General features: G+C 73.5%; 19 protein-coding genes. 7 read left to right on the top strand and 12 right to left on the bottom strand.

Annotated elements, in window-relative coordinates:
• Position 1 precedes the first annotated feature (1 nt).
• Positions 2-271: a MoaD/ThiS family protein gene (locus EDF18_RS12130; protein WP_233569118.1), complete on the top strand. Its 270-nt coding sequence runs from the start codon at positions 2-4 to the stop codon at positions 269-271.
• A 111-nt stretch (positions 272-382) separates the two neighbouring features.
• Here the strand turns inward: EDF18_RS12130 and EDF18_RS12125 are convergent, their stop codons facing one another.
• On the bottom strand, positions 383-1,624 hold the full coding sequence (locus EDF18_RS12125; protein WP_123548026.1) for a ThiF family adenylyltransferase: 1,242 nt from the start codon (positions 1,622-1,624) through the stop codon (positions 383-385).
• Here EDF18_RS12125 and EDF18_RS12120 point away from each other — a divergent pair.
• The gene (locus EDF18_RS12120; protein WP_148050094.1) at positions 1,623-3,314 is read left to right on the top strand and encodes a glycosyltransferase family 39 protein; all 1,692 of its coding nucleotides are present in this window, start codon (positions 1,623-1,625) and stop codon (positions 3,312-3,314) included. The genes EDF18_RS12125 and EDF18_RS12120 overlap by 2 nt on opposite strands.
• Positions 3,315-3,406: 92 nt before the next feature.
• On the opposite strand, the gene EDF18_RS12115 is transcribed toward EDF18_RS12120, so the two are convergent.
• From EDF18_RS12115 to metG, 5 genes are read right to left on the bottom strand one after another with little or no spacing between them, the layout of a single operon-like run.
• Positions 3,407-4,345 (bottom strand): 4-(cytidine 5'-diphospho)-2-C-methyl-D-erythritol kinase, encoded by a 939-nt coding sequence (locus EDF18_RS12115; protein WP_123548024.1) that lies wholly within the window; start codon positions 4,343-4,345, stop codon positions 3,407-3,409.
• 13 nt (positions 4,346-4,358) lie between these two features.
• Positions 4,359-4,919 carry a hypothetical protein gene (locus EDF18_RS12110; RefSeq protein WP_123548023.1) on the bottom strand — a complete coding sequence of 187 codons (561 nt, stop codon included), beginning with the start codon at positions 4,917-4,919 and terminating at the stop codon, positions 4,359-4,361.
• 17 nt (positions 4,920-4,936) lie between these two features.
• Positions 4,937-5,776 carry a 16S rRNA (adenine(1518)-N(6)/adenine(1519)-N(6))-dimethyltransferase RsmA gene (gene rsmA / locus EDF18_RS12105; protein ID WP_123548022.1) on the bottom strand — a complete coding sequence of 280 codons (840 nt, stop codon included), beginning with the start codon at positions 5,774-5,776 and terminating at the stop codon, positions 4,937-4,939.
• On the bottom strand, positions 5,776-6,777 hold the full coding sequence (locus EDF18_RS12100) for a TatD family hydrolase (RefSeq protein WP_123548021.1): 1,002 nt from the start codon (positions 6,775-6,777) through the stop codon (positions 5,776-5,778). The genes rsmA and EDF18_RS12100 overlap by 1 nt, the downstream gene beginning before the upstream one ends.
• The gene (gene metG / locus EDF18_RS12095; RefSeq protein WP_123548020.1) at positions 6,774-8,342 is read right to left on the bottom strand and encodes a methionine--tRNA ligase; all 1,569 of its coding nucleotides are present in this window, start codon (positions 8,340-8,342) and stop codon (positions 6,774-6,776) included. Before metG ends, EDF18_RS12100 begins: the two co-directional genes overlap by 4 nt.
• 274 nt (positions 8,343-8,616) lie before the next feature.
• Between metG and EDF18_RS12090 the strand changes: the two genes are divergently transcribed.
• Positions 8,617-9,549, top strand: a complete 933-nt coding sequence (locus EDF18_RS12090; RefSeq protein ID WP_123548019.1) for a type IV toxin-antitoxin system AbiEi family antitoxin domain-containing protein — start codon at positions 8,617-8,619, stop codon at positions 9,547-9,549.
• A 386-nt stretch (positions 9,550-9,935) separates the two neighbouring features.
• Here the strand turns inward: EDF18_RS12090 and rsmI are convergent, their stop codons facing one another.
• On the bottom strand, positions 9,936-10,766 hold the full coding sequence (gene rsmI / locus EDF18_RS12085; RefSeq protein WP_123548018.1) for a 16S rRNA (cytidine(1402)-2'-O)-methyltransferase: 831 nt from the start codon (positions 10,764-10,766) through the stop codon (positions 9,936-9,938).
• 68 nt (positions 10,767-10,834) lie between these two features.
• Here rsmI and EDF18_RS12080 point away from each other — a divergent pair, with 68 nt between their 5' ends.
• The 4 genes from EDF18_RS12080 (at position 10,835) to EDF18_RS12065 (ending at position 15,514) form a co-directional block, all read left to right on the top strand.
• Positions 10,835-12,550, top strand: a complete 1,716-nt coding sequence (locus EDF18_RS12080; RefSeq protein ID WP_123548017.1) for a dolichyl-phosphate-mannose--protein mannosyltransferase — start codon at positions 10,835-10,837, stop codon at positions 12,548-12,550.
• Between the two features lie 105 nt (positions 12,551-12,655).
• A complete protein-coding gene (locus EDF18_RS12075) occupies positions 12,656-13,948 on the top strand; it encodes an O-acetylhomoserine aminocarboxypropyltransferase/cysteine synthase family protein (protein ID WP_123548016.1) in 1,293 nt (430 codons plus the stop codon).
• A gap of 1 nt (position 13,949) precedes the next feature.
• Entirely contained in the window at positions 13,950-14,522 is a 573-nt protein-coding gene (locus EDF18_RS12070) for a CoA-binding protein (protein WP_123548015.1), read from the top strand.
• Between the two features lie 116 nt (positions 14,523-14,638).
• The gene (locus EDF18_RS12065) at positions 14,639-15,514 is read left to right on the top strand and encodes a sulfurtransferase (protein ID WP_158614672.1); all 876 of its coding nucleotides are present in this window, start codon (positions 14,639-14,641) and stop codon (positions 15,512-15,514) included.
• 104 nt (positions 15,515-15,618) lie between these two features.
• Here the strand turns inward: EDF18_RS12065 and EDF18_RS12060 are convergent, their stop codons facing one another.
• The 5 genes from EDF18_RS12060 to EDF18_RS12040 all read right to left on the bottom strand — a co-directional run bounded on the left by EDF18_RS12060 (position 15,619) and on the right by EDF18_RS12040 (position 22,778).
• Entirely contained in the window at positions 15,619-17,682 is a 2,064-nt protein-coding gene (locus tag EDF18_RS12060; RefSeq protein ID WP_123548013.1) for a thioredoxin domain-containing protein, read from the bottom strand.
• Between the two features lie 250 nt (positions 17,683-17,932).
• On the bottom strand, positions 17,933-19,114 hold the full coding sequence (locus EDF18_RS12055) for a bifunctional 2-methylcitrate synthase/citrate synthase (protein ID WP_123548327.1): 1,182 nt from the start codon (positions 19,112-19,114) through the stop codon (positions 17,933-17,935).
• Between the two features lie 73 nt (positions 19,115-19,187).
• Positions 19,188-20,087: a methylisocitrate lyase gene (gene prpB, locus EDF18_RS12050; RefSeq protein WP_123548012.1), complete on the bottom strand. Its 900-nt coding sequence runs from the start codon at positions 20,085-20,087 to the stop codon at positions 19,188-19,190.
• Positions 20,087-21,757: an MmgE/PrpD family protein gene (locus EDF18_RS12045; RefSeq protein ID WP_233569165.1), complete on the bottom strand. Its 1,671-nt coding sequence runs from the start codon at positions 21,755-21,757 to the stop codon at positions 20,087-20,089. The genes prpB and EDF18_RS12045 overlap by 1 nt, the downstream gene beginning before the upstream one ends.
• A gap of 13 nt (positions 21,758-21,770) precedes the next feature.
• A complete protein-coding gene (locus EDF18_RS12040; protein WP_233569117.1) occupies positions 21,771-22,778 on the bottom strand; it encodes a DMT family transporter in 1,008 nt (335 codons plus the stop codon).
• Between the last annotated feature and the right edge of the window lie 19 nt (positions 22,779-22,797).

Raw genomic sequence — 22,797 nt, 5'->3', positions numbered from 1 at the left:
CGTGACCCGCACGACCCTGAGGTTCTTCGCCGCCGCGCGCGCCGCCGTCGGCCGGGACGAGCAGGTCGTCGACGTGCCGGACGGCGAGAGCGCGACGATCGGGCGGCTGCTCACCGAGGTGCGGCCCGTCGAGGGCACGTCGGCGGCCGACTGGCGCGACGTGCTGCTGCGCTGCTCGTTCCTCGTCGACGGGCTGACGACGCGCGACCGCGAGCAGGTCGTGGGCGACGGCGACGTGGTCGACGTCATGCCGCCCTTCGCCGGCGGCTGAACCCGCAGTCCGAGACAGATCCACGATCATGGCGCCGCTCTGCCGCGCCTCGGCACTCGTGTGAGGCGGATCACTCTCAAATTACGGGCCTCACCCGGCGAAACGGCGCGGTCAGGGGCGGGCGGTCGAGGAGGCGCGCAGCTGCCAGCCGAGCATGCCCCCGTCGAGCACGGCCACGTCGAACCCGTCGGCGACGAGCAGCTCCGCGGCCGCCCGGGCGCGCGGGCCGCGGGCGCAGTACGCGATGACGGGGCGCTCCGGGTCGAGCTCGGGCCTCTGACGGGTGCGGACCCCGAGGCCCGCCGCGAGCACGTCGCCCGGCAGGTGCGCGAAGTCGTGCTCGTCGGGCTCGCGCACGTCGAGCAGGGTGAACGCCGCCTCGCCGACGTCCCGCGCGGCGAGCAGCTCGGCGAGCTCGTCGGCGGACACGTCGGGGCTGCGGGTGCCGCGGGGCTGGTCGGCGACCGGTGTCGGCGAGCCGGCCCGCGCCTCCTCGAGTCCGCCGTGCGATGCCCCGGCGACCCCGGCCGTCCGCACCTCGTTCGCCGCCGCCCGCTCCCGGGCCCGGTGCGGAGCGCGCCGGAGGCGGCTCTCGCGCCACGAGGCGGAGCCCGCGTCGATCGTCACGACGCGGCCGAGCAGGGGCTCGCCGACGCCCGTGACGAGCTTGACGACCTCGCTGGCCATGACCGCGCCGACGGTGCCGCAGAGCGGTCCGAGCACCCCGACGTCGGCGCAGGACTCGTCCCAGCCGCCCGACGGCGGCGACGGGTGCAGGTCGCGGTAGTCGACGTCGCGACCGTCGGGCGCGGCGTCCCAGAAGACGCTGACCTGGCCGTCGAGCCGGGCGACGCTGCCCCAGACGACGGGCAGCCCCCGGGCCGCGGCCTCGTCTGCCACGACGTAGCAGGTGTCGAACGAGTCGCTGCCGTCGACGACGACGTCGTACCCGTCCAAGATCGAAGCGGTGTCGGCCGAGAGTCGGACGGGGTGCACGACGACGTGCGTGTCGGGGGCGGTCGCCCGCACGCGCTCGGCGGCGATCCGCGCCTTCGGCAGGCCCACGTCCCCAGGTCCGAAGAGCACCTGACGCTGTAGGTTCGACCGGTCGACGACGTCGTCGTCGACCACTCCCAGCGTCCCCACACCCGAGGCTGCGAGATATTGGACAGCCGGAGATCCCAGACCGCCGGCGCCGACGACCAGCACGCGAGCCGCGCGCAGTCGGGCCTGGGCCTCGAGGCCGAAGCCCGGCAGCCGCACGGTGCGCGACCAGCGCTCGTCGGTCTCGTCCCCGGCCACCGGCCCCGACGAGCCCGACGCGACCGAGACGAGAGGGGGCAGTGACGACATGGCAGACCTCCGGATAACGGCCGCGGACGACACGACCCCGCCCACAGTAACCCGCGGCGCGGAGCCCGAGCAGCCGCCGACGCGCTCGTCGCCCGCGCGCCTCCTGGGCCGTCGCCACACCGACGCGGTGCTGATCGGCGTGCTCGCGACGCTGGTCTCCGGCGCCTTCCTGTGGGTCCCGTCGGTCTGGTACGACGAGGCCGCGACGGTCGTCTCGGCCACCCGCACCTGGGGCCAGCTCTGGGCCATGATCCACACCGTCGATCTCGTGCACGCCGCCTACTACGCGTTCATGCACCTGTGGTTCGACGTGTTCCCGTACTCGCCCACGTCGCTCCGGGTGCCGAGCGCCCTCGCCACCGGCGTCGCGGCCGGCCTCACGGTGTCGTTGACCCGCATCCTCGTCAACCGGCGCACCGCCGTCGTCGCGGGCCTGCTCTTCGTCCTGCTGCCGCGCGTGACCTGGATGGGCGGCGAAGGTCGCTCGTACGCCCTCTCGGCGCTCTTCGCCGTCGCGCTCACGCTCGTGCTCGTCGTGGCCGCCCGGCGCACCGCCGAGGACGGCCACGCCCGCACCCGCCGGTCGATCACGCTCTGGTGGGTCGGCTACGCCCTGCTCGCCGTCGTCGCCTGCGCCTTCTTCCTCTACATCGCGCTGCTCGTCGTGGGGCACGCCCTGACCATGCTCGTCCGCGTGCTGCGCGACCGGCGCGACCACGCCGCCGAGCGCTCGGCCGTCGACGAGTGGGCACGCACGGGCGCCGTCGCCGTCGTGCCCGCCTCGGGCGCCACCTCCGTACGGTCCTCGCGCCGGGCGCTGCTCGGCTGGTTCGCCGGGGCGGGGGTCGCCGGCCTGGCGAGCCTGCCGCTCGCCTGGTTCATCGCCTCGCAGAACAGCCAGGTCAGCTGGATCGAACGGCCGAGCTTCAGCACGCTCCGCGGCGTGCTCGTGACGCAGTGGTTCCAGGGCAACGAGAACTTCGCGGTCTTCGCCCTCGTCTGCGCCGGCGCGACCCTCGTCGTGCTGTCGCTCCGCCTCGTGCCCGCCGCCCGCGGCTTCGCCGAGGTGGTGCTGCCGTGGATGGTCGTGCCGACCGTCGGCCTCGTGGGCGTCTCCCTCGTCGTCGACCCGCTCTACTCGCCGCGCTACCTGACCTTCGGCACGCCCGCCATCGCGATGACGATGGCCGTCGCGATCGCGGCGATCCCGTGGCGTCGCGTGATCGCGCTGGTGCTGCTCGTCGCCGTCGTGCTGACCTCGCCCACGTACGTCGAGCAGCGACAGCCCGAGGCGAAGGACTCGTCCGCGTGGGACCAGGTCGCCGACCTCGTCGCCGGCGAGCGGGCGGCCGAGGCCCCCGGCACCCGCGAGGGAGTCGTCTTCGGGCCCGTGCGACGCCACCCCAAGGCGACGTCGCGCATCATCCAGGACACCTACCCCGAGGCCTTCCGCGGGATGTCCGACTTCACGCTCGAGACTCCCGGCTACGAGACCGACGGCCTCTGGGAGACCCAGTACCCGCTCGGCGACGTGCTCGACCGCACCGACGACCTCGACGTCGTCTGGCTGATCACGAGCGACAAGCAGGACTGGCGGCCGCGCGTCACCGAGCAGCTCGGCTCGGTCGGCTTCACGCTCGACGAGGAATGGGGCCTCACCCGCACCAACGTGCTCAAGTTCACGCGCTGAGCCGACGCGAGCCGAGGAGGCGCGGGTCGGCCTTCCGGACCAGGCCGGCCCTCCGAGGGCGCGAGCGTCGTGCGGTGCCCCGCCCGCGCCTCCTAGTCGGTGATGACGCGGGCGCCGTGCACGGGCCCCGTCGCCCGCACGACGGTGAGGCGGGCGGCGCTGAGCGCGATCTGCAGCTCGAGGGCGCCGTCGAGGTCGGGTGCGAGGAAGGCGACGGTCGGCCCGGAGCCCGAGACGATCCCGGCGAGGGCGCCGTTGCCCTCGCCGAGCTCGAGCACGCGGCCGAGCCCTGGCTCGAGGTGCAGGGCGGGCGCCTGGAGGTCGTTGTGCATCACGTCGGCGAGCAGCTCGGCGTCGCCGGCCCGCAGCGCCTGCAGCACGCCGGTGTCGACGACGGGCTGGCGCACGGGCGAGATGTCGCTCGAGTGGCGCAGCCGGTGCTCGTCCAGCTCGCGGTAGACGGTCGGCGTCGACAGCCCGAAGTCGGCCAGTGCCAGCACCCACTGGAACTGCCCCTTCGCGAGCGCGGGGCTGAGCTCGTCGCCGCGGCCGGTGCCGACGGCGGTGCCGCCCGCGAAGGCGAAGGGCACGTCGGCCCCCAGCTCGGCCGACAGCTTGAGCAGGTCGTCCCGGCCGAGGCCCGTGCCCCAGAGGGCGTCGCAGGCCAGCAGCGTCGCGGCCGCGTCGGCCGAGCCGCCGCCCATGCCGCCCGCGACGGGCACGGCCTTCTCGATGCTGAGGTCGACGCCGCCCCGGTAGCCGGTGGTCGTCGCGAGGAGGCGGGCGGCACGGACCGCGAGGTTGCTCTCGTCGGTGGGCACCCCCGAGACGTCGACGCCGGGGCCCGCGGTCACCCGGACGGTGAAGTCGTCCGCCTTGCGTGCCCGCACGTCCTCGTAGAGGGACACCGCCTGGTAGGCCGTCGCGAGCTCGTGGTAGCCGTCGTCCTGCAGGTCGCCGACGGCGAGGAACACGTTGATCTTGCCCGGGGCACGGGTGTGGACCACGGTCGGGCCGGCCACGGAGCTCATGGTCCCAACCTAGTCAGTTCTGTCGGTCCCCCATGACCCGGAATGCACGGGTCATGGCTTCGCGAGCGGGCTCGACCCGCTCGGGCAGCCGGAGACGGCTCTGGGTGAGGCTGACGCTGCACTTGCCGCCCGCGCCGGGCGAGACCATCAACTGCAGGCGTACGTCGCCGTCGAGGCGCCACCGGGCGGTCGGGTGCGCCGCGGCACGACTGGTCGAGTGGGGTGCTCCCCCCGCGAACTCTGCGAACCGTTCGACGCTGAGGTCGAGCAGCTCGAGGGGCTCGCCGCGGAGGCTGCGGCTCACGGCCACCGTGAAGGTGCCGTCGGGCTGTTGCCCGGGCAGTCGCATGCCCCGTGCCTGCTCGTAACGGACGGTGATCGACTGAGCCCACCACCCGGGCACCTCGTGCTCGTCGACGAGGAGGCGCGCGATCTGTGCATGGGACAGGCGCGTCGCGCCCGCCCCGTCGAGCAACGCGAACCACTGCTCGCTGCTGCGTCCGGTCCCCGACGCCAACCGGGCGTCGCTGATGACAGGACGTCGCCGTCGGTCGTCGCCGCCCTGCCCGTCCATCCGCCTCCCCTGTCCGGTCAGCGCGTCGCCCGTGCCAGCGCCAAGAAGTCGTCGACGGTCAGCTGCTCGCCGCGCTCGGTCGGCGGCAGGCCGGCGGCGACGAGGGCGTCGGAGGCGGCGGCCGACGAGCCGTAGACGCCCGACAACGACTGCCGCAGCATCTTGCGGCGCTGCTGGAACGCGGCGTCGACCAGCTCGAAGACGGCGAGGCGTTCTTCTTCGGTGCCCCGCGCCTCCTTGCGGTCGAAGGCGACGAGGATGCTGTCGACGTTCGGCACGGGCCAGAAGACCTGGCGGCTGACCTGGCCTGCCGTGGAGAACTCGCCGTACCAGGCCGCCTTGATGCTCGGCGAGCCGTAGATCTTGGAGCCGGGCTCGGCGGCGAGCCGCAGGCCGACCTCGGCCTGGACCATGACGAGGCCGCGCGTCAGCGTCGGGAAGTGCTCGAGGAAGTGCAGCAGCACCGGCACGCTGATGTTGTAGGGCAGGTTGGCGACGAGGTGCGTCGGCGCCGAGGGGAGCTCGACGACGCGCATGGCGTCGTCGACGACCACGGAGAGGTCGGCCGCGGGCTGCAACAGCGACACGGTCGTCGGCAGCTGCGCGGCGAGGCGCTTGTCGATCTCGACGGCGACGACGTCCGCGCCCGCCTCGAGCAGGCCGAGCGTGAGCGAGCCGAGGCCGGGCCCGATCTCGACGACGGAGGTGCCGGCCGACACGCCAGACGCGGCGACGATGCGCCGCACCGTGTTGGCGTCGTGGACGAAGTTCTGGCCGAGCTTCTTCGTCGGCTGGATGCCCAGCAGGTCGGCGAGGTCGCGGATCTCGGCGGGGCCGAGCAGGGTCGAGCGCGACATCAGCCCTCGACCGTCACGGGCTCGTCGGTCCACGAGCCGTAGACCAGCTCGGTGTTCGACGAGATCTGCGCCGCGAGCATCGAGACGTCGGTGCCGATGGTCTCGGCCATCGACCGGAGCGTGTGCGGGATGAGGTACGGCGCGTTCGGCCGGCCGCGGAACGGCGTCGGCGTGAGGTAGGGCGCATCCGTCTCGACCATGACCAGGTGGCGGGGCAGCTGCACGAGCGCCTCGCGCAGCGGCGCGGCGTTCTTGAAGGTGACGGTGCCGGCGAAGGAGGCGTACCAGCCGTTCTCGGCCAGGATGCTCGCCAGCTCGGGACCGCCGCTGAAGCAGTGGAAGACCGTGCGCGCCGGGGCGCCGACCTCGAGCAGCAGGTCGACGACCTCGTCGTGCGCATCGCGGTCGTGGATCTGCAGGGCCAGGTCGTGCTTCTTCGCGATCTCGACGTGCCGGGCGAACGACTCGAGCTGCGCGTCGCGGCCCTCGGCCCCCGTGCGGAAGAAGTCGAGGCCCGTCTCGCCGACGGCGCGGACGCGGGAGCGGGCGGCCAGCTCGTCGATCTCGTCGAGGGCGTCGGCCAGCTCGCCGCGGGCCGCCAGCAGCGGTGCCTCGTTCGGGTGGATCGCGACGGCGGCGAGCACACGCGGCTCGCGGGCGGCGATGTCGGCCGACCAGCGCGACGTCTCGAGGTCGGTGCCGACCTGCACGACGCCGCGGACGCCGACGCTCGACGCGCGGTCGAGGTGGTCTCGGTAGTCGAGGCTGGGATGTTGGTCGGTACCGTGCCCGTCGGCGATCTCGAGGTGCGTGTGGTTGTCGTACACGGGCACGACGAGCGCCTGCGGGCTCGGCGGGTAGGTCAGGTCGCGGGCCTGCCCGCCCGACTCGGTGGACGAGCGGTGCCGGACGTGCGTCGGCGTCGCGTCGCCGCTGCGCCCGTCGCCGCTGGTGCTGCGCTCGTCGCTGCTGCGCTCGTCGGTGCTGCGCTCGTCGGTCATGCGGCCGGCTCGGGCTGCTCGATGCGGGGGAAGAGCCCGGCCGCGAGCGGCTGGACCGTCGGGGCGCTCGACCACTCGGCGGCACGGTCGACGGGCTGGCTGGTGAGCTCGCCCTGGCCGATCGCATCCCACAGGGTGCGGGTCGCCGTGGGCATGAACGGCGACAGCAGCACGGTGAGCGTGCCGAGGCCGCGGAGGGCGGTGGCGAGCACGGCCGCGAGGCGCTCGCGCTGGTCGTCCTTCTTGGCGAGGGCCCAGGGCTCCTGCTCGGTGATGTAGCCGTTGAGGACGTCGACGAGCTCCCAGATCGACGAGAGCGCCTCGTTGATGGCGAAGCGGTCCATCGCGCCGTCGGCGGCGGCCGTGACGCGCAGCTCGGTCTCGCGGACGGCGAGGTCGGCAGAGGTCAGCTCGCCCGCGACGGGGACGGTGCCGTCGAAGTAGCGGGTGATCATGGCGATGACGCGCGAGGCCAGGTTGCCGAAGCCGTTCGCGAGCTCGGCCTGATAGCGGGCCGAGATGTCCTCCCACGAGAAGTTGCCGTCCTGGCCGAAGGTGATGGCGCGCATGAAGTAGTAGCGGAACGCGTCGGCGCCGAAGACGTCGGTGATCTGCTGCGGCGCGATGCCGGTCAGCTTCGACTTCGACATCTTCTCGCCGCCGACGAGCAGCCAGCCGTGTCCGAAGACGGCCTTCGGGACGGGCAGGCCGGCGGCCATCAGCATGGCGGGCCAGATGACGGCGTGGAACCGCGCGATGTCCTTGCCGACGAGCTGCACGGCCGGCCAGCGACGGTCGAACTGCTCGTCGTCGACGCCGTAGCCGATGGCCGTGACGTAGTTGAGCAGCGCGTCGAACCAGACGTAGACGACGTGCTTCTCGTCCCACGGGACCTTGACGCCCCAGTCGAACGTCTGACGCGAGATCGACAGGTCGCGGAGGCCCTGCTTGACGAACTGCACGATCTCGTTGCGGACGTTCTCGGGCTGGACGAAGTCGGGCTGCGACTCGTACAGGTCGAGCAGACGCTGCTCGAAGTCGCTCATGCGGAAGAAGTAGTTGCTCTCCTTCAGCAGCTCGACGGGCTTCGAGTGGATCGCGCAGACCTGCTCGCCCTCGAACGCCCCGGTGCCGTCGACGAGATCGCCCGGCTGCTTGTATTCTTCGCAGCCGACGCAGTAGTAGCCCTCGAACTCGCCCTGGTAGATGTAGCCGTCGTCGTGGAGCTTCTGCAGGAACCGCTGCACGCCCTTCTCATGGCGCTCGTCGGTGGTGCGGATGAAGTCGTCGTTGCTGATGTCGACGGTCTCGAGCAGCGGCTTCCAGGACTCGGTGACCAGCTTGTCGGCCCACGCCTGCGGCGTCACGTCGTGGCTGGTCGCGGTGCGGAGGATCTTCTGGCCGTGCTCGTCCGTGCCGGTGAGCAGCCACGTGTCGTCGCCGCGCTGGCGGTGCCAGCGGGCGAGCACGTCGGCCGCGACCTCGGTGTAGGCGTGGCCGATGTGCGGCACGTCGTTGACGTAGAAGATGGGCGTTGCGATGAAGAAGGAGTCGCCGGCGGGCATGGGGACCATCTTAGGTGCGGCCGCCGACGCCGTGACGCGGCCCGCGCCTCCTCGGCTGACGCCCGTCTGCCGGGCTCAGGGCCCCGTCGCTCCCTGCTCTGGGTTCGGCGGGTTCCTGTCGCCCGCGGCGGGTCCGCGGCCACCCGCCTAGGGCGACGGCGACCCACCGAACCTCTGTCCTCGTCGCTCCACCCCACGTCCGTTCGCGCACGGATCCTCCACAGCTGCGCCGCCGACGGCCCACGTCGCACCTGAGGGCCGCGACGATCGCTCCGTGGACCCTTCCGAACTCCTCGTCTCGACCTCGCGCCAGCTCGCCCGGCGCGGGGTCGACCGTTCCGCACTCTCACGGCTGGCCGCTCGCGGCGACGTGGTCCGCGTGTATCCCGGTGCCTACGCCGAACGCCGCGCCTGGGACGAACTGGACGACAGGCAGCGGTTCGTCGCCGCAGCGCGGGGCATCGTCGCGACGAGGCCGGGCGAGCTGCTCATCAGCCACCGGTCGGCGGCCGTGCTGCACGGACTCCCCGTCGTCGGCGGCCTGCCCAGGCGGCTCGACTCGCTGCGGTCGGACGTCGGCGGCGGCCGGTCGGAGGCAAGCATCAGCGCGCACCGCTCGACTGTGCCGTGCGAGCCCGTCGAGCTCGGCGACTTCTACCTCACCTCGCTCGAGCGGACCCTCGCCGACGTCGCGCTCGCGCACCCGCTCGTTGTCTCGGTCCCCATGCTCGACCACGCGTTGTTCCGCAGGACGACGACGCTCGATGCGGTCGAGGCCGAGCTCGAGCCGAGGAGGCGGCACCCGGGCTCGAAGAGGGCCCTCGCCGCGCTCGGTCTCGCCACCGCCGCGTCGCAGTCTCCGCTGGAGTCGCTGGTGCAGGTGCGGTGCTTCGAGGGCGGGTGGGAACGACCCGAGCAGCAGGCCCGTCTCCCGCTCCTCAGCGGGAGGCGAGCGTTCGTGGACTGCTTGCGGCGCTGGCGGGCGCGGAGAGCAGGGCCCGGCCTCATCGTCGAGGCAGACGGCCGGTACAAGTACGGGCCCGTCGCTCAGCTCATGACCGGTGAGGAGCACTGGAAGGAGAAGGTCCGCGAGGACGACCTCCGCGAGCAGGGTTTCGAGTTCCGCCGTCCCACGTGGGACCGGGCCTGGAGCCGCACACAGTTCGAGGCCATGATGCGCGGAACCGGAGTGCGCCGCACGTGCTGATCAGGAGCCGCCCCGGGCCGGTCCCGGGAGCGGTGCGTGCACGCAGGTAGTCGGCGGGTTCCCGTCGCGTGCTGCGGATCCCAGTCCGAGCCGGCGGGTTCCCGTGGTCGGCGGCGGGTCACAGTCGGGGTCGGCGGGTTCCTGTCACCGGCGGCGGGTGGGCGGTGACCCGCCGCGAACTGCAGCAACCCGCCGACTTCGATCCATGCGGTAGGGCTTGCCGGGCTCGAAGCGGGGCGGGTTCGCGTGGCTGGCGGCGGGTCACAGTCGGGGTCGGCGGGTTCCTGTCGCCGGCGGCGGGTGGGCGCTGACCTGCCGCGGGCTACGAGAACCTGCCGACATGGCAGCAGGGGCACCAAGCAGCAAGGGCAGCGGGGGCCGGGGGCTCAGGAGGGGCGGGGCGCCTTGGCCGCGAGGGCCGCCTGGTAGAGGTCGCGGCGGGAGAGGCCGGTGGCGGCGGCCACGTCGGTCGAGGCCTCCTTCAGCCGGGCCCCGTCGGCGACGAGGGCCTGGACCTGCGCGAGGCCCGCCGCGAGGTCGAACTCGCGCTCGGGGGCGCCCTCGACCACGACGCAGATCTCGCCGCGCACGCCCTCGGCCGCCCAGGAGGCGAGCTCGGAGGCGGAGCCGCGCCGCACCTCCTCGTGCAGCTTGGTCAGCTCGCGGCACACGACGACGCGACGGTCTGCGCCGAGCGCCGTGACCACGTCGCCGAGCGAGTCGCCGAGACGGTGCGGCGACTCGAAGAAGACCATCGTGCGGCGCTCGTCGGCGAGGGCCCCGAGCACCCGGAGGCGGTCGCCCTGCTTGCGCGGCAGGAACCCCTCGAAGCTGAACCGGTCGGTGGGCAGGCCGGAGACGGCGAGCGCGGTGAGCACGGCGGACGGACCGGGGATCGCCGTGACGGTGACGCCCGCGGCCGCGGCCGCCTCGACGAGGGGGAACCCCGGGTCGCTGATCGCGGGCATGCCCGCGTCCGTGAGGACGATCAGGTCGGCCGTCCGGGCCAGCTCGACGAGCTCCGCCGCCTTCTCGCGCTCGTTGTGCTCGTGCAGGGCGATCAGGCGGGGACGGTTCTCGACCCCCAGGGCGCGCATGAGGTGGATGGCGGTGCGGGTGTCCTCCGCTGCGACGACCTCGGCGTTCGTCAGGGCCTCGACCAGCCGCCGGGAGGCGTCGCCGAGGTTTCCGATGGGGGTGGCGGCGAGGACGATCACCCGCCCATTGTCCCCTGACCGGGCCGCCGCCGCCGACGAGCCCGATGCGGGCCGAATACGATGGCCGGATGAGCAGCCAGGGCGATCGGGAGTTCGACGCCCTGCTCGACACCGGGACGGCCGCAGGGCGCGTCGCCCCGGATGAGCCCGACGAGCGGGTCGACCTCGATGCTGCCACCGGAGGCGCGACGAGCGACGCGGCCGCAGCTCCGGTCGCCCCCCGCCCGCTGCTCCGGATCGACGCGTGGTGGGGCCGCCTCCTCTCGACGCCGGCCCGACGCCGGGCCTGGGCCTGGGGCGGGCCGCTGGTCGTCACCCTGCTCGCCGCCGCGCTGCGCCTCTGGGACCTCGGCCGGCCCGGCACCCTCGTGTTCGACGAGACCTACTACGTCAAGGACGCCTGGAGCCTCTGGAACCTGGGCTATGAGGGCTCGTGGCCGAGCGACTACGACGCCGCCTTCGCGGCCGGCGGGGCGGACGGCTACCTGGCCGCCCCCTCCTTCGTGGCCCACCCTCCCCTCGGCAAGTGGCTGATCGGCCTCGGCATGTGGGCCTTCGGGCCCGACGACCCGGCCGGCTGGCGGATCAGCACGGCGGTCGCGGGCATCGTCGCCGTGGCGCTCGTCGCCGTGATCGGCACGTACCTGTCGCGCTCGACGCTGGTCGGCACGCTGGCCGGCTTCTTCATGGCGATCGACGGGCACGCGATAGTCATGTCGCGGGTGGCGCTGCTCGACAACTTCGTGATGCTGTTCGGCCTGCTCGCCTTCGGTGCCGTGCTGCTCGACCGGAGGCAGAGCGCGAGGGCGCTCGACGCCTGGCTCGCGAGGAGGCGGGCCGCCGGTCGCGACACCGCCTGGGGCCCGTCGCTCTGGGGCCGCCCCTGGCTGGTGTCGGCCGGGCTGCTGTGCGGCCTGGCGACGGGCGTGAAGTGGAACGGCCTCTACTTCCTGGCCGTGTTCGCCGTCTACACGGTCGTCGTCGACGTGCTCGCGCGTCGCCGGGCGGGCGTCGAGTTCTGGCTCTCGGGCACGCTGTTCCGCCAGGCGCCGGTGAGCTTCCTGCTGACGGTGCCGATCGCCGTCGTCGCCTACGTCGCGAGCTGGACGGGCTGGTTCGTCACCGGCGGCGGCTACTACCGCGCCTGGGTCTCCGAAGGAGGCGAGCGCTGGTCGGGGGTGCTCGCCTGGGTCCCCGACACGGTGCAGAACTGGTGGCACTACGAGGCCGGCGTCTACGCGTTCAACGTGGGGCTGCACACACCGCACTCGTACGCGGCGAACCCGTTCGGCTGGCTGCTCATGCTGCGGCCCACGAGCATGTACTACCAGGGTCTCGACCAGGGCCAGGGGGCCTGCGAGGTCGCCCGCTGCGGCATGGCGATCACCTCGATCGCGAACCCGTTCATCTGGTACGCGGCCGTCGCGGCCTGCGCGTACCTCGTGTACCGCCTCGTGCGCCGCCGCGAGTGGCAGGTCGGGGCCGTGCTGGTCGGCATCGCCGCGGGCTACCTGCCCTGGCTGGCGTTCTCGGGCCGGACGGTCTTCCAGTTCTACACGATCGCCTTCGAGCCCTACCTGCTGCTCGGGCTGGCCGGGGTGCTCGGCATCGTCCTCGGCCGACGGACGGACCACCCCGACCGACGGCTGAGCGGGATCGTCGTGACGGGCATCGTGGTCGTCGTCTCGATCGCCGTCACCGTGTTCTTCTACCCGCTCTGGACGGCGCAGCTCGAGGACTGGGAGTTCATCCGGCTGCACTACTGGATCCCCAGCTGGAAGTAGCGTCGCCCTCGGTCGTCCCTCCCCGCCGAGGAGGCGCGGCTCGTTCTGTGTAGCTGCGTTACGCACCGAGGCGTCCTGTGACGCCCAGCGGCTAGCGTGGCCCGCATGGCAGATCGTGACTACGGCTTCCGCACGCGTGCGATCCACGCGGGCAACGTCCCCGACTCGGCGACCGGGGCGCGTGCGCTCCCGATCTACCAGTCGAGCGCCTTCGTGTTCGACGACACGGAAGACGCGGCGGCGCGGTTCGCGTTGCACAAGTACGGGAACATCTACAGCCGCCTGGCCAACCCGACCACCGCCTCCTTCGAGGAACGCGTGGCGAGCCTCGAGGGCGGCCTCGGCGCGGTCGCGACGTCGAGCGGGCTGAGCGCGCAGTTCATCACCTTCGCCTCGCTGGCCGGCGCGGGCGACCACATCGTCGCGAGCGCCGCCCTCTACGGCGGGTCGGTCACGCAGCTCGACGTGACCCTGCGGCGCTTCGGCGTCGAGACGACCTTCGTGCAGTCGAGCGATCCCGCCGACTACGCCGCGGCGATCACCCCCGCGACCAAGCTGCTCTTCGTCGAGACCGTCGCGAACCCCTCCGGCGAGATCGCCGACCTCGAGGGCCTGGCCGAGGTCGCGCACGCCGCCGGCATCCCCTTGATCGTCGACTCGACCATCGCGACCCCGTACCTGAACCGGCCGATCGAGTGGGGCGCCGACGTCGTGATCCACTCGGCGACGAAGTTCCTCGGCGGGCACGGCACGACCCTCGGCGGCGTGGTCGTCGAGTCGGGCCGCTTCGGCTGGGACAGCGAGCGCTTCCCGCTCTTCGACCAGCCCGTGCCGAGCTACGGCGGGCTCAACTGGTCGGGCAACTTCGGCGAGTACGCGTTCCTCACCCGCCTGCGGGCCGAGCAGCTGCGCGACATCGGGCCCGCGCTGGCGCCGCACTCGGCGTTCCTGCTCGCGCAGGGCGTCGAGACCCTGCCGTTCCGGATGCGCGCGCACGTCGAGAACGCGCGCGAGGTCGCCGAGTGGCTCGACGCCGACCCGCGGATCGACCGTGTGCGCTGGGCCGGGCTGCCCGGCCACCCGCACCACGAGCGCGCACAGAAGTACCTGCCGGAGGGCCCCGGGTCGGTCTTCACCTTCGAGCTGGCCGGCGGCCGCGCCGCAGGCAAGACGTTCATCGAGTCGGTCGAGCTCGCGAGCCACCTGGCCAACATCGGCGACGCGAAGACGCTCGTCATCCACCCGGGCTCGACGACGCACGCCCAGCTCAGCGAGCAGCAGCTCGTCGACGCCGGAGTGCTGCCGGGCTCGGTCCGCATCAGCGTCGGCATCGAGGACGCCGCCGACATCATCGACGACCTCGACCAGGCGCTCCGCGCCGCGACGAAGGAGGCGTGACGTGAGCACCAGCGACACGGTCACCACCCAGCTGGCCAACGGGCGCACCTGCGAGCTGCCGTCGAGCTCGCCTCTCGCCAAGCTGCTGAAGTCGCAGCGCACCTGGGTCGGGCCGGACGCCCGCGCGCGGCAGGCCATCCTCCGTTCCGCGAAGAGCGTCGCGATCGTGGGTGCCTCGCCGAACTCGACCCGCTCCTCCTATTTCGTCGGCACCTACCTGCAGCAGTCGAGCGACCTGCGCGTGTACTTCGTGAACCCGCGGGCCGACGTGATCCTCGGCGAGAAGGCCTACCCCGACCTGGCCTCGCTGCCCGAGGTGCCCGACATCGTCGACGTGTTCCGCAAGGCGAGCGACATCCCGTCGGTCGTCGACGACGTGCTCGCGAGCGGGGCCCGCACCATCTGGGTCCAGCTCGGCATCTGGAACGAGGAGGCGGCACGCCACGCCGAGGAGAAGGGCCTGACCGTAGTCATGGACCGCTGCATCAAGGTCGAGCACGCTCGGTTCAACGGAGGCCTCAACCTGATGGGCTTCGACACCGGCGTCATCTCGTCGCGGCGATCAGGGCGCTGAGCCCGGAGCGACCCTGGCCAGACGCGGCCTGACGCACGGCCGCGTGACGGATGCTCATGACGCGGTGTGAACGTGTCGCAGGCTCGATGACGGGGGCGGGCGCTACGGTGGCCCGCATGTCCCCCGTCATCACCTCCCCGCTCGTCTCCAGCCAGTGGGTGGCCGACCACCTCGGCGCCGACGACATGGTCGTGGTCGACGTGTCGGTGCTGCCCGTCCGCGACCGCGACGGGGCGGCGACCGGGCGGTTCACGACGGGCCGCGGCGACTACCTCGAGCAGGGGCACGTGCCCGGGGCCGTCTTCGGCGACCTGATCCGCGACCTCAGCGACGACCGCGCGGCGCTCCCGTTCACCCGGCCCGACGTCGAGCGCTTCGCCGAGGCCGCCGGCGCGCTGGGCATCACGACCGGCACCACCGTCGTCGCGTACGACTCGGCGGGCGGCCCCTGGGCTGCACGGCTCTGGTGGCTGCTGCGCGCGGCCGGCCACGACGACGCGGCCGTCCTCGACGGCGGCTTCACCGCCTGGGCCGCCGAGGGCCGCCCCGTCGACGTCGGCGGTGTCGAGCCCGAGCCGTCGGTGTTCGTCGCGCACGAGCGTCCCGGGGTGTGGGTCGACAAGCCCTTCGTCGAGGCCGTGGTCCGGGGCGACGAGCGCGCGGCGCTCGTCTGCGGCTCGCCCCGCGCCGAGTTCGACGGCGTCGCGGGCGCGCGTCCCCGGCTGGGCCACATCCCCGGCAGCGTTAACGTGCCCTCGACCGAGCTCGTCGACGACGCCCTGCACTTCGCCGAGGTCGACCAGCTCGAGGCGGCGTTCGCTCCGGTGCTCGAGGCCGAGAAGGTCGTCGTCTACTGCGGCCAGGGCATCGCGGCCAGCGCCGACGCCCTCGCGCTGGTGCTCGTGGGGCACGACGACGTCGCGCTCTACGACGGCTCGCTCGACGAGTGGACGGGCGACGACGACGCCCCGCTCGAGGCGCTCGCGGCCTGACCCTGACGCCGCCGCCGACGCCGCCGGTCGAGGGCGGGTCTTCCGGGGCGAGGGCGGGTCGCGCGGAACCCGCCCTCGAGCCAGGCGACCCGCCCTCGACGAGATCAGCCGCCCAGGGCCTGCGAACGGGCCTGCTCGGCGAGGGCGCGGTCGAGTTCCTCGACGCCCGTGACGGGAAGTCGGCAGACGAAGTCGTGGCAGAGGTACGCGGTCGCGTGGCCCCGCACGGCGGTGCGACCTGCGAAGAGCTCGAACCCGGCGTCCGCCAGCGCCACGGCGGAGTCCTCGTCGACGACCCCCACCAGGACACCGGGGCCCAGGGTGCGACGAGCTCGAGCTCCCAGGTCGACGACGGCCGCAGGGACGGCCGGAGCAACGGGCGCAGACGCAGACAGAGCCGAGAGCTCACCCTCGACCTGGGCCGCGACGGCCGGCGTGACCACCGACGGCTCGACGACGAGCAGCTGCGTGGACGGCGCGGCGAGCTCCGCGAGCAGCGAGAACGTCGCCCCGTACGCGACGGGCGAGTCGAGCGCCGCGTCGGCGGCCGGGCCGAGGGCCCGCTCGGCGGCCCGACGCCACCGCGCGTCTCCCGTGAGCCGGTGCAGCGTGAGCGCGGCGGCGGCCGCCGCCGCGACCCCTGACGGGTAGGCGCCCTCTGACGGGTCGGCGGAGAGCGCCGTCCCCTGAGCCCGCAGCACGGGATCCGGCCCCGCCGGCGCCGCGAAGGGCGCGGACGTCTCGTCGTCGGTCAGGCACGCCTCCATCAGCGACCGTGCGGCGACGGCGTACCGGGGCAGCCCGGTCGCCAGCGTCAGCTGCAGCAGGCCCTCGGCGAACATGCCGTGGTCCTCGAGCGTGGCCACCGCCTCCGACACCCCGGTCGACGAGGAGGCGCGCAGCAGCCGCCCGTCGGAGGTCACGTGCTCGTCGAGCAGCACGTCCGCGGCCCCACGTGCGGCCGCCACCCAGTCCGGGCGGTCGTGTCGAGCCCCGGCCTCGGCGAGCGCCGCGATCGCCAGGCCGTTCCAGCCCGTCAGCACCTTGTCGTCGACGGGCGGCGCCTCGTGCCGAGCGCGCTCGGCGGCGTCCAGTGCGTAGAACCCGCCCTCCACACAACGTCCGTCGATCGTGCTCTCCGAGTCCTGCGCCGAGCCGAAGGCGCCGCGCGGCGTCCGGAGGCGCGTGAGCAAGAACCCCGCGATGCCCGCCGCGACCTCGAGCGGTGCGAGCCCGGTCACCGGGACGGGGGCACCGCCTCCTTCGCCCTCGCCCGAACGGGGACGCGCAGGCTCAGCGCGCTCGTCCGGCTCGAGCAGGGCCAGCCGCGAGTACGCGGTGAGCAGCAGCGCGTTGTCGTAGAGCATCCGCTCGAAGTGCGGGTCACCCCAGTCGCGCCGTGTCGAGTAGCGGAAGAAGCCGCCCTCGACCGGGTCGCGCAGCGGGGACGACGCCATGCGCCGCAGCGTCCGGGAGGCGAGGGCGAGCGCGGCGCGGTCTCCCCCGGCCCCGAGCCCGAGCAGTGCCAGCTGGGCCGGCGCGACGGGGAACTTGGGCGCACCTCCGAAGCCGCCGTGCTCGACGTCCTCGGCGGCGGCGACGCGGGCGGCCGCGTGCGACAGTGCCGAGGCCGCGGGCAGCTCGACCGAGCCGGTCGCAGGAGGCGTGGGCTGGGCCGCGAGCGCCGCCGCCACTCCGCGGGCGGTCGCGTCCACCTCGCCGCGTCGGCTCGTCCACGCCTCGGTGACGGCGTCGAGCACCTGCCGGAACGCCGGGTGGTCCTGGACCGGCTGCGGCGGGAAGTACGTGCCGGCGAAGAACGCCTGGCCGGCAGGCGTCGTGAAGACGGTGAGCGGCCAGCCGAGCTGGGGGGTGAAGGCCGAGGCGGCGGCCAGGTAGCTGGAGTCGACGTCGGGGTGCTCCTCGCGGTCGACCTTGATCGCGACGAACCGCTCGTTCAGGTGCGCCGCGAGCTCGGGGGCGCTGAAGCTCTCACGGGCCATGACGTGGCACCAGTGACAGGTCGAGTAGCCGATCGAGACGAGCACGGGGACGTCGCGCCGGGCTGCCTCGGCGAAGGCCTCCGGGCCCCACGGCCACCAGTCGACGGGGTTGTCGGCGTGCGAGCGCAGGTAGGGGCTGACGGCGTCGGCGAGTCGGTTCGTCATGCCTCCACGCTAGGCGCGTGCCGGCCGTGCGGCGCGGGCCCGTCTTCCTCCACGATGAACCGTGTTCCGAACCATGAACCGCGATAAAACGCGGTTCATGGTTCGGAACGCGGTTCGCCGGAGCAGCCGCAGCCGCAGCAGCAGCAGCGTGCGGCGGTAGCAGCAGCGTGCGGCGGTAGCAGCAGCGTGCGGCGGTAGCGGCAGCGGCCGCGTGCGGCGGCAGCGGCCGCGTGCGGCTATCGGCGTGCTGCTACGCGCGCGACGGCACGTCGCGCAGCGCCGGACCGTCGTAGTGCGACAGCGGCCGGATCAGCGAGTTCGCCTCGCGCTGCTCGATCACGTGGGCGCTCCAGCCGAGCACCCGCGACGCGACGAAGAGCGGCGTGAACACCGCCGTGTCGAAGCCCATCAGGTGGTACGCGAAGCCCGACGGCCAGTCGACGTTCGGTTTCAGCCCCTTGCGCTCGAGAACGTCCACGGCCAGCGCGTCGTAGACGGCGGCGAGCTGGTCGACCCGGGAGTCGCCGGAGGCGCGGGCCCGGTCGACGAGGCCGGCCAGCGCCTCCTCCATGGTCGGCACGCGGCTGTCGCCGTTCTTGTAGACGCGGTGCCCGAAGCCCATGATCTTCTCGCGACGCGCGAATGCGCCGTCGAGCCAGGCGGCGGCGCCCTCGGCACCGCCGTCGTCGGCCACCCGGACGAGCAGCTCGAGCGCGGCCTCGTTGGCGCCGCCGTGCAGGGGGCCCTTGAGGGCGCCGACCGCGGCCACGATCGACGAGTGCAGGTCGCTCAGCGTCGACGCGACGACCCGCGCCGTGAAGGTCGACGCGTTGAACGAGTGCTCGGCGTACAGCACCATCGACGTGTCGAACGCCCGCACGTCGAGGTCGTCGGCCTCGCGCCCGAACACCTGCCGGAGGAAGTCGGCGCTGTAGCCCAGGTCGTCGCGGGGCGCCACGGGAGGCAGGTCGCGCCTCCTGCGCTGGTCGTAGGCGATGACCGCGGGCAGGGCGCCGAAGAGCCGCGTCGCGAGGCGCCGGGTGTCGGCGGGGTCGTGCTCGCCCGGGGCGCTGCTCGGCTCGGGCTCCGCGGCGCCGAGGGCGCTGATGGCCGTGCGGACGACGTCCATCGGGTGCGCCGACGTGGGGATCAGGTCGATGACGTGCTGCAGCCCCGGCGCGAGCGGACGCGCCGCCCGCAGCTCGGCGTCGAACACGGACCGCTGCTCGGGCGTCGGCAGCTCGCCGTGCAGCAGGAGGTACGCGACGTCCTCGATCTCGCACGAGGCGGCGAGCTGCTGCACCGGGTAGCCGCGGTAGAGCAGGGAGTTGCTGGCCGCGTCGACCGACGAGACCGCGGTCCGGTCGACGACGACGCCGGCCAGCCCCTTGTGCAGCTCGGGCGCGGGAGGTGCGGTGAGGGTGTCGCTCATGGTCACTCCTTCGTGAGGTGAGGCGAGGTGCGCCGGCGGCGGTGCCGGCAGGTGGTGCGGGTCGTGCTGCGGCTCAGCGCTCGACCGTGAAGTCGAAAACGCCGCCGTCGAAGGCAGAGTAGCCCTCGTAGTCGACGAGGTCGTAGAGGTCGGCGCGGTGCTGCATGCGGTCGAGGAGGCGCACCTGGGTGCCGGTCGCGGTGAGCTCGTCGAGCCCGCGCCCGGCCTCGCCCATCGCGAGGCGCAGCAGCGTCACCGGCCAGATGACCATCCGCACCCCCGCGCTCCGCAGCTGCTCGGTCGTGTGCAGCTCGCCCTTGCCGAACTCGGTCATGTTCGCGAGGACCGGCACGTCGACCGCCTCGGCCACGGCCTCGAACTCGGCCAGGCCGGTCAGCGCCTCCGGGAAGATCGCGTCGGCGCCCGCGTCCACGAGCGCCTTCGCCCGGTCGACCGCGACGTCGAAGCCCTCGACCGCGCGGACGTCGGTGCGGGCCATCACGAGGAAGTCGGGGTCGCGGCGGCCCTCGACGGCGGCGCGGACCCGCTTGACGGCCGTGTCGAGGCCGACGACCTGCTTGCCGTCGAGGTGGCCGCAGCGCTTGGGGTTCACCTGGTCCTCGACGTGCAGGCCGGCGAGCCCGGCGTCCTCCATCGTCTGCACGGTGCGGGCGACGTTCATCGGCTCGCCGAAGCCCGTGTCGGCGTCGACGAGCGTCGGCAGGTCGGTCATCCGCGCGATCTGGCCGGCCCGGGTCGCGACCTCGGTCAGCGTCGTGAGGCCGATGTCGGGCAGCCCCAGGTCGGCCGCGACGACCGCGCCCGAGACGTAGACGCCCTCGAAGCCCTTCCGCTCGATCAGCCGCGCGCTGAGCGGGTTGAACGCGCCGGGCAGGCGCACCAGCCGGTCACCGGCGAGCGCCTCGCGGAGCCGGCGCCGCTTCTCGGCCGGCGTCGTCGTCGAGTACAGCATCAGAACAGCCCGTCGGGCGAGGCCGCGTCGGCCTGGTCGAGCGAGCCCGCCGGGGGCGTGAGCGTCAGCCCGGCGAGCTCGTGCGGCTCGAGCGTGCGGAGGCGCGTCGCCAGCCCCAGGAACCGCTCCACCTCCTCCTGCGCCAGCACCCCCTCGGCCAGCGTGCGGAACTTCCGCACGTAGTCCTCGCGGGCGAACGGCCGCGCACCGAGCGGGTGCGCGTCGGCCACGGCGATCTCGTCGACGAGACGCGAGCCGTCGGTGAACTCGACCTCGATGCGCCCGCCGAACGCCTTCTCGGCCGGGTCGGCGGAGTGGTAGCGCCGGGTCCACTCGGCGTCCTCGGCGGTCGTGATCCGCCTCCAGAGCTCGACCGTGTCGGAGCGCTGCGCGCGCTCGGGCGCGTAGCTGCGCTCGTGGTGCCACTCGCCGTCCTGCAGGGCGACGGCGACGATGTACGGGATCGAGTGGTCGAGCGTCTCGCGGCTGGCGGTCGGGTCGTACTTCTGGGGGTCGCCGGCGCCCGAGCCGATCACCACGTGCGTGTGGTGGCTGGTGTGCAGGACGATGCTCCGCACCGCGGCCGGGTCGCGCAGCTCGGGTCGTTCGCGGCCGAGACGGCGGGCGAGGTCGATCCAGGCCTGGGCCTGGTACTCGGCGCTGTGCTCCTTCGTGTAGCTGTCGAGGATCGCCCGCTTCGCCTCGCCGGGGCCGGGCAGCGGCACAGAGTAGCGCGCGTCGGGGCCGTCGAGCAGGCGGGCGACCACGCCGTCCTCCCCCTCCCAGATCGGGCTCGGGCTGGTCTGGCCGCGCAGCGCCCGGTCGATCGCCTCGATCGCCTGCTTGCCGGCGAAGGCGGGCGCGTAGGCCTTCCAGGTCGAGATGAGGCCCTTGCGCGACTGCCGCGTGGCCGTGGTCGTGTGCAGCGCCTGGGCGATCGCCTGTGCGGTGCGCTCGACGTCGAGGCCGAGCAGCGCCGCGATGCCGCCAGCCGCGCTCGGGCCGAGGTGCGCCACGTGGTCGATCTTGTGCGCGTGCAGGCTGATCGCGCGGGCGAGGTCGATCTGCAGCTCGTAGCCGGCCGCGATGCCGCGGACCAGCTGCTCGCCGTCGGCGCCGACGTGCTGCGCGACGGCGAGCACGGGCGGGATGTTGTCGCCGGGGTGCGAGTACTCGGCGGCGAGGAACGTGTCGTGGTAGTCGAGCTCGCGGACGGCCACGCCGTTCGCCCAGGCGGCCCACTCGGGCTGCACCCGCAGCTCGGGGTCGAGGCCGAAGACGGTCGAGCCGGCACGGGGGCTGCGGGCGTCCGAGCTGGCGATGCCAGCCGGGCCCGCGGCACGCAGGGTGCTCTCCGGGCGGTCGGCCGTGTCGGCGGGGCTGTCGCCGTGTCCGCTGCCGCCGTGTCCGCTGTCTCCCCGTCCGGCCCCGGCGTGCCGGGCGCGGTGCTGCAGCCGCGCGGCGGCCTGCGCCCGGGCCGCGACGACGGGCGCCCGGCCGAGGCTCGCGACGGCGACGGCCGCGTTGTCGATGACACGGTTGACCACCATCTCGGCCACGTCGTCGTCGACCGCCACGGGATCGACCGCGACCGAGGCCAGCCGGTGGGCCAGCTCGTCGTGCCGCGCGAGCGGGTCGTCGGAACGGTGGACGTGCACGTCGATGAGCATCACCCGACCCACCCTAGGCGTCGGAGCCGACCGACCGTCGAGGGGCATCGGGCTCCGGCGGCGTCGGCGGCATCGGCGGCGCCGGCGGCGTCGGCCGTGACGTCACGACGGCCGCGACGCCGGCGAGGACGAGCGCGAGGCCGAGCCACCCCGGCGGGGCCAGCCGCTCCCCCACGACGAGCACCGCGAGCAGCGTCGCGACGACGGGCTCGAGCAGCGTGACCGTCGTCGCCCGCGAGCTGGACACGGTGCGGAGCCCCGCCCCGAACAGCAGGTACGCGACGAACATCGGCCCGAGCGCGAGATAGAGGTGCACGCCGACCGAGCTGCCCGTCTCGACGATCGGCGCGCCCGTCAGCAGCAGCACCGGCAGCAGGACGACGGCCCCGGCGCCGAACTGCGCGGCCATCGAGCCGCGCGAGCTGTGCCCGAGATCGAGGAGGCGGCCCGCCGTGTACGTGTAGGTCGCGTACGCGAGACCGGCGAGCAGGCCGAGCGCGACCCCAGCCAGGAACGTCGACGTCGGCTGCAGGCCGGCGGCCGCAGCCTGACCGGGACCGGCGACGAAGCCGAAGTCGACGTCGCGGGGCTGCTCGTCGTGCCCGAACGCCGCGAGCAGTGCGACCCCGACGACGGCCGCGCCGGCCGAGGCCGCCCAGCGCCGGTCGAGCCGTCGCCGACGCACGGCCGGGTCGAGCAGCCGCTCGAGCAGCGCCGCGAAGAGAGGTGCCGTCCCGAGCGAGACCACGTTGCCGACGGCGACCCCGGCCAGCGACATCGACGAGTAGAACGCGAGCGGGTACGCGACGACCGCGAGCGCTCCCGGGACGATCCAGCGCCAGGAGACACCGCCTCCTCGGAACACCGCCGCGGCCTGCTTCGGTGCGGTCAGCGCGAGGAGCAGGCCGCCGACGCACATCGTCGCCGCACCCGTCGCGAGCGGACTGACCGACGCCGGGAGCAGGCTCGCCGCCGTGCCCGTGGTGCCCCAGAGCAGTGCCGCGAGCACGATGCCGATCACACGCCGATCGTACCGACCC

The sequence above is a fragment of the Frigoribacterium sp. PhB107 genome, assembly GCF_003751515.1.
Taxonomy (GTDB): domain Bacteria; phylum Actinomycetota; class Actinomycetes; order Actinomycetales; family Microbacteriaceae; genus Frigoribacterium.
The sequence above is the reverse complement of the archived record's forward strand: the minus strand, read 5'-3'. Positions and strand labels throughout refer to the sequence as shown.

Bases quoted from the DNA above. Each gene is read 5' to 3' on its own strand.
- EDF18_RS12120 (WP_148050094.1), top strand. From the start codon at position 1,623: ATGGCAGACCTCCGGATAACGGCCGCGGACGACACGACCCCGCCCACA.
- EDF18_RS12125 (WP_123548026.1), bottom strand. From the start codon at position 1,624: ATGTCGTCACTGCCCCCTCTCGTCTCGGTCGCGTCGGGCTCGTCGGGG.
- EDF18_RS12115 (WP_123548024.1), bottom strand. From the start codon at position 4,345: ATGAGCTCCGTGGCCGGCCCGACCGTGGTCCACACCCGTGCCCCGGGC.
- EDF18_RS12110 (WP_123548023.1), bottom strand. From the start codon at position 4,919: ATGGACGGGCAGGGCGGCGACGACCGACGGCGACGTCCTGTCATCAGC.
- rsmA (WP_123548022.1), bottom strand. From the start codon at position 5,776: ATGTCGCGCTCGACCCTGCTCGGCCCCGCCGAGATCCGCGACCTCGCC.
- EDF18_RS12100 (WP_123548021.1), bottom strand. From the start codon at position 6,777: ATGACCGACGAGCGCAGCACCGACGAGCGCAGCAGCGACGAGCGCAGC.
- metG (WP_123548020.1), bottom strand. From the start codon at position 8,342: ATGCCCGCCGGCGACTCCTTCTTCATCGCAACGCCCATCTTCTACGTC.
- EDF18_RS12080 (WP_123548017.1), top strand. From the start codon at position 10,835: ATGAGCAGCCAGGGCGATCGGGAGTTCGACGCCCTGCTCGACACCGGG.
- EDF18_RS12075 (WP_123548016.1), top strand. From the start codon at position 12,656: ATGGCAGATCGTGACTACGGCTTCCGCACGCGTGCGATCCACGCGGGC.
- EDF18_RS12065 (WP_158614672.1), top strand. From the start codon at position 14,639: ATGTCCCCCGTCATCACCTCCCCGCTCGTCTCCAGCCAGTGGGTGGCC.
- EDF18_RS12060 (WP_123548013.1), bottom strand. From the start codon at position 17,682: ATGACGAACCGACTCGCCGACGCCGTCAGCCCCTACCTGCGCTCGCAC.
- EDF18_RS12055 (WP_123548327.1), bottom strand. From the start codon at position 19,114: ATGAGCGACACCCTCACCGCACCTCCCGCGCCCGAGCTGCACAAGGGG.
- prpB (WP_123548012.1), bottom strand. From the start codon at position 20,087: ATGCTGTACTCGACGACGACGCCGGCCGAGAAGCGGCGCCGGCTCCGC.
- EDF18_RS12045 (WP_233569165.1), bottom strand. From the start codon at position 21,757: ATGCTCATCGACGTGCACGTCCACCGTTCCGACGACCCGCTCGCGCGG.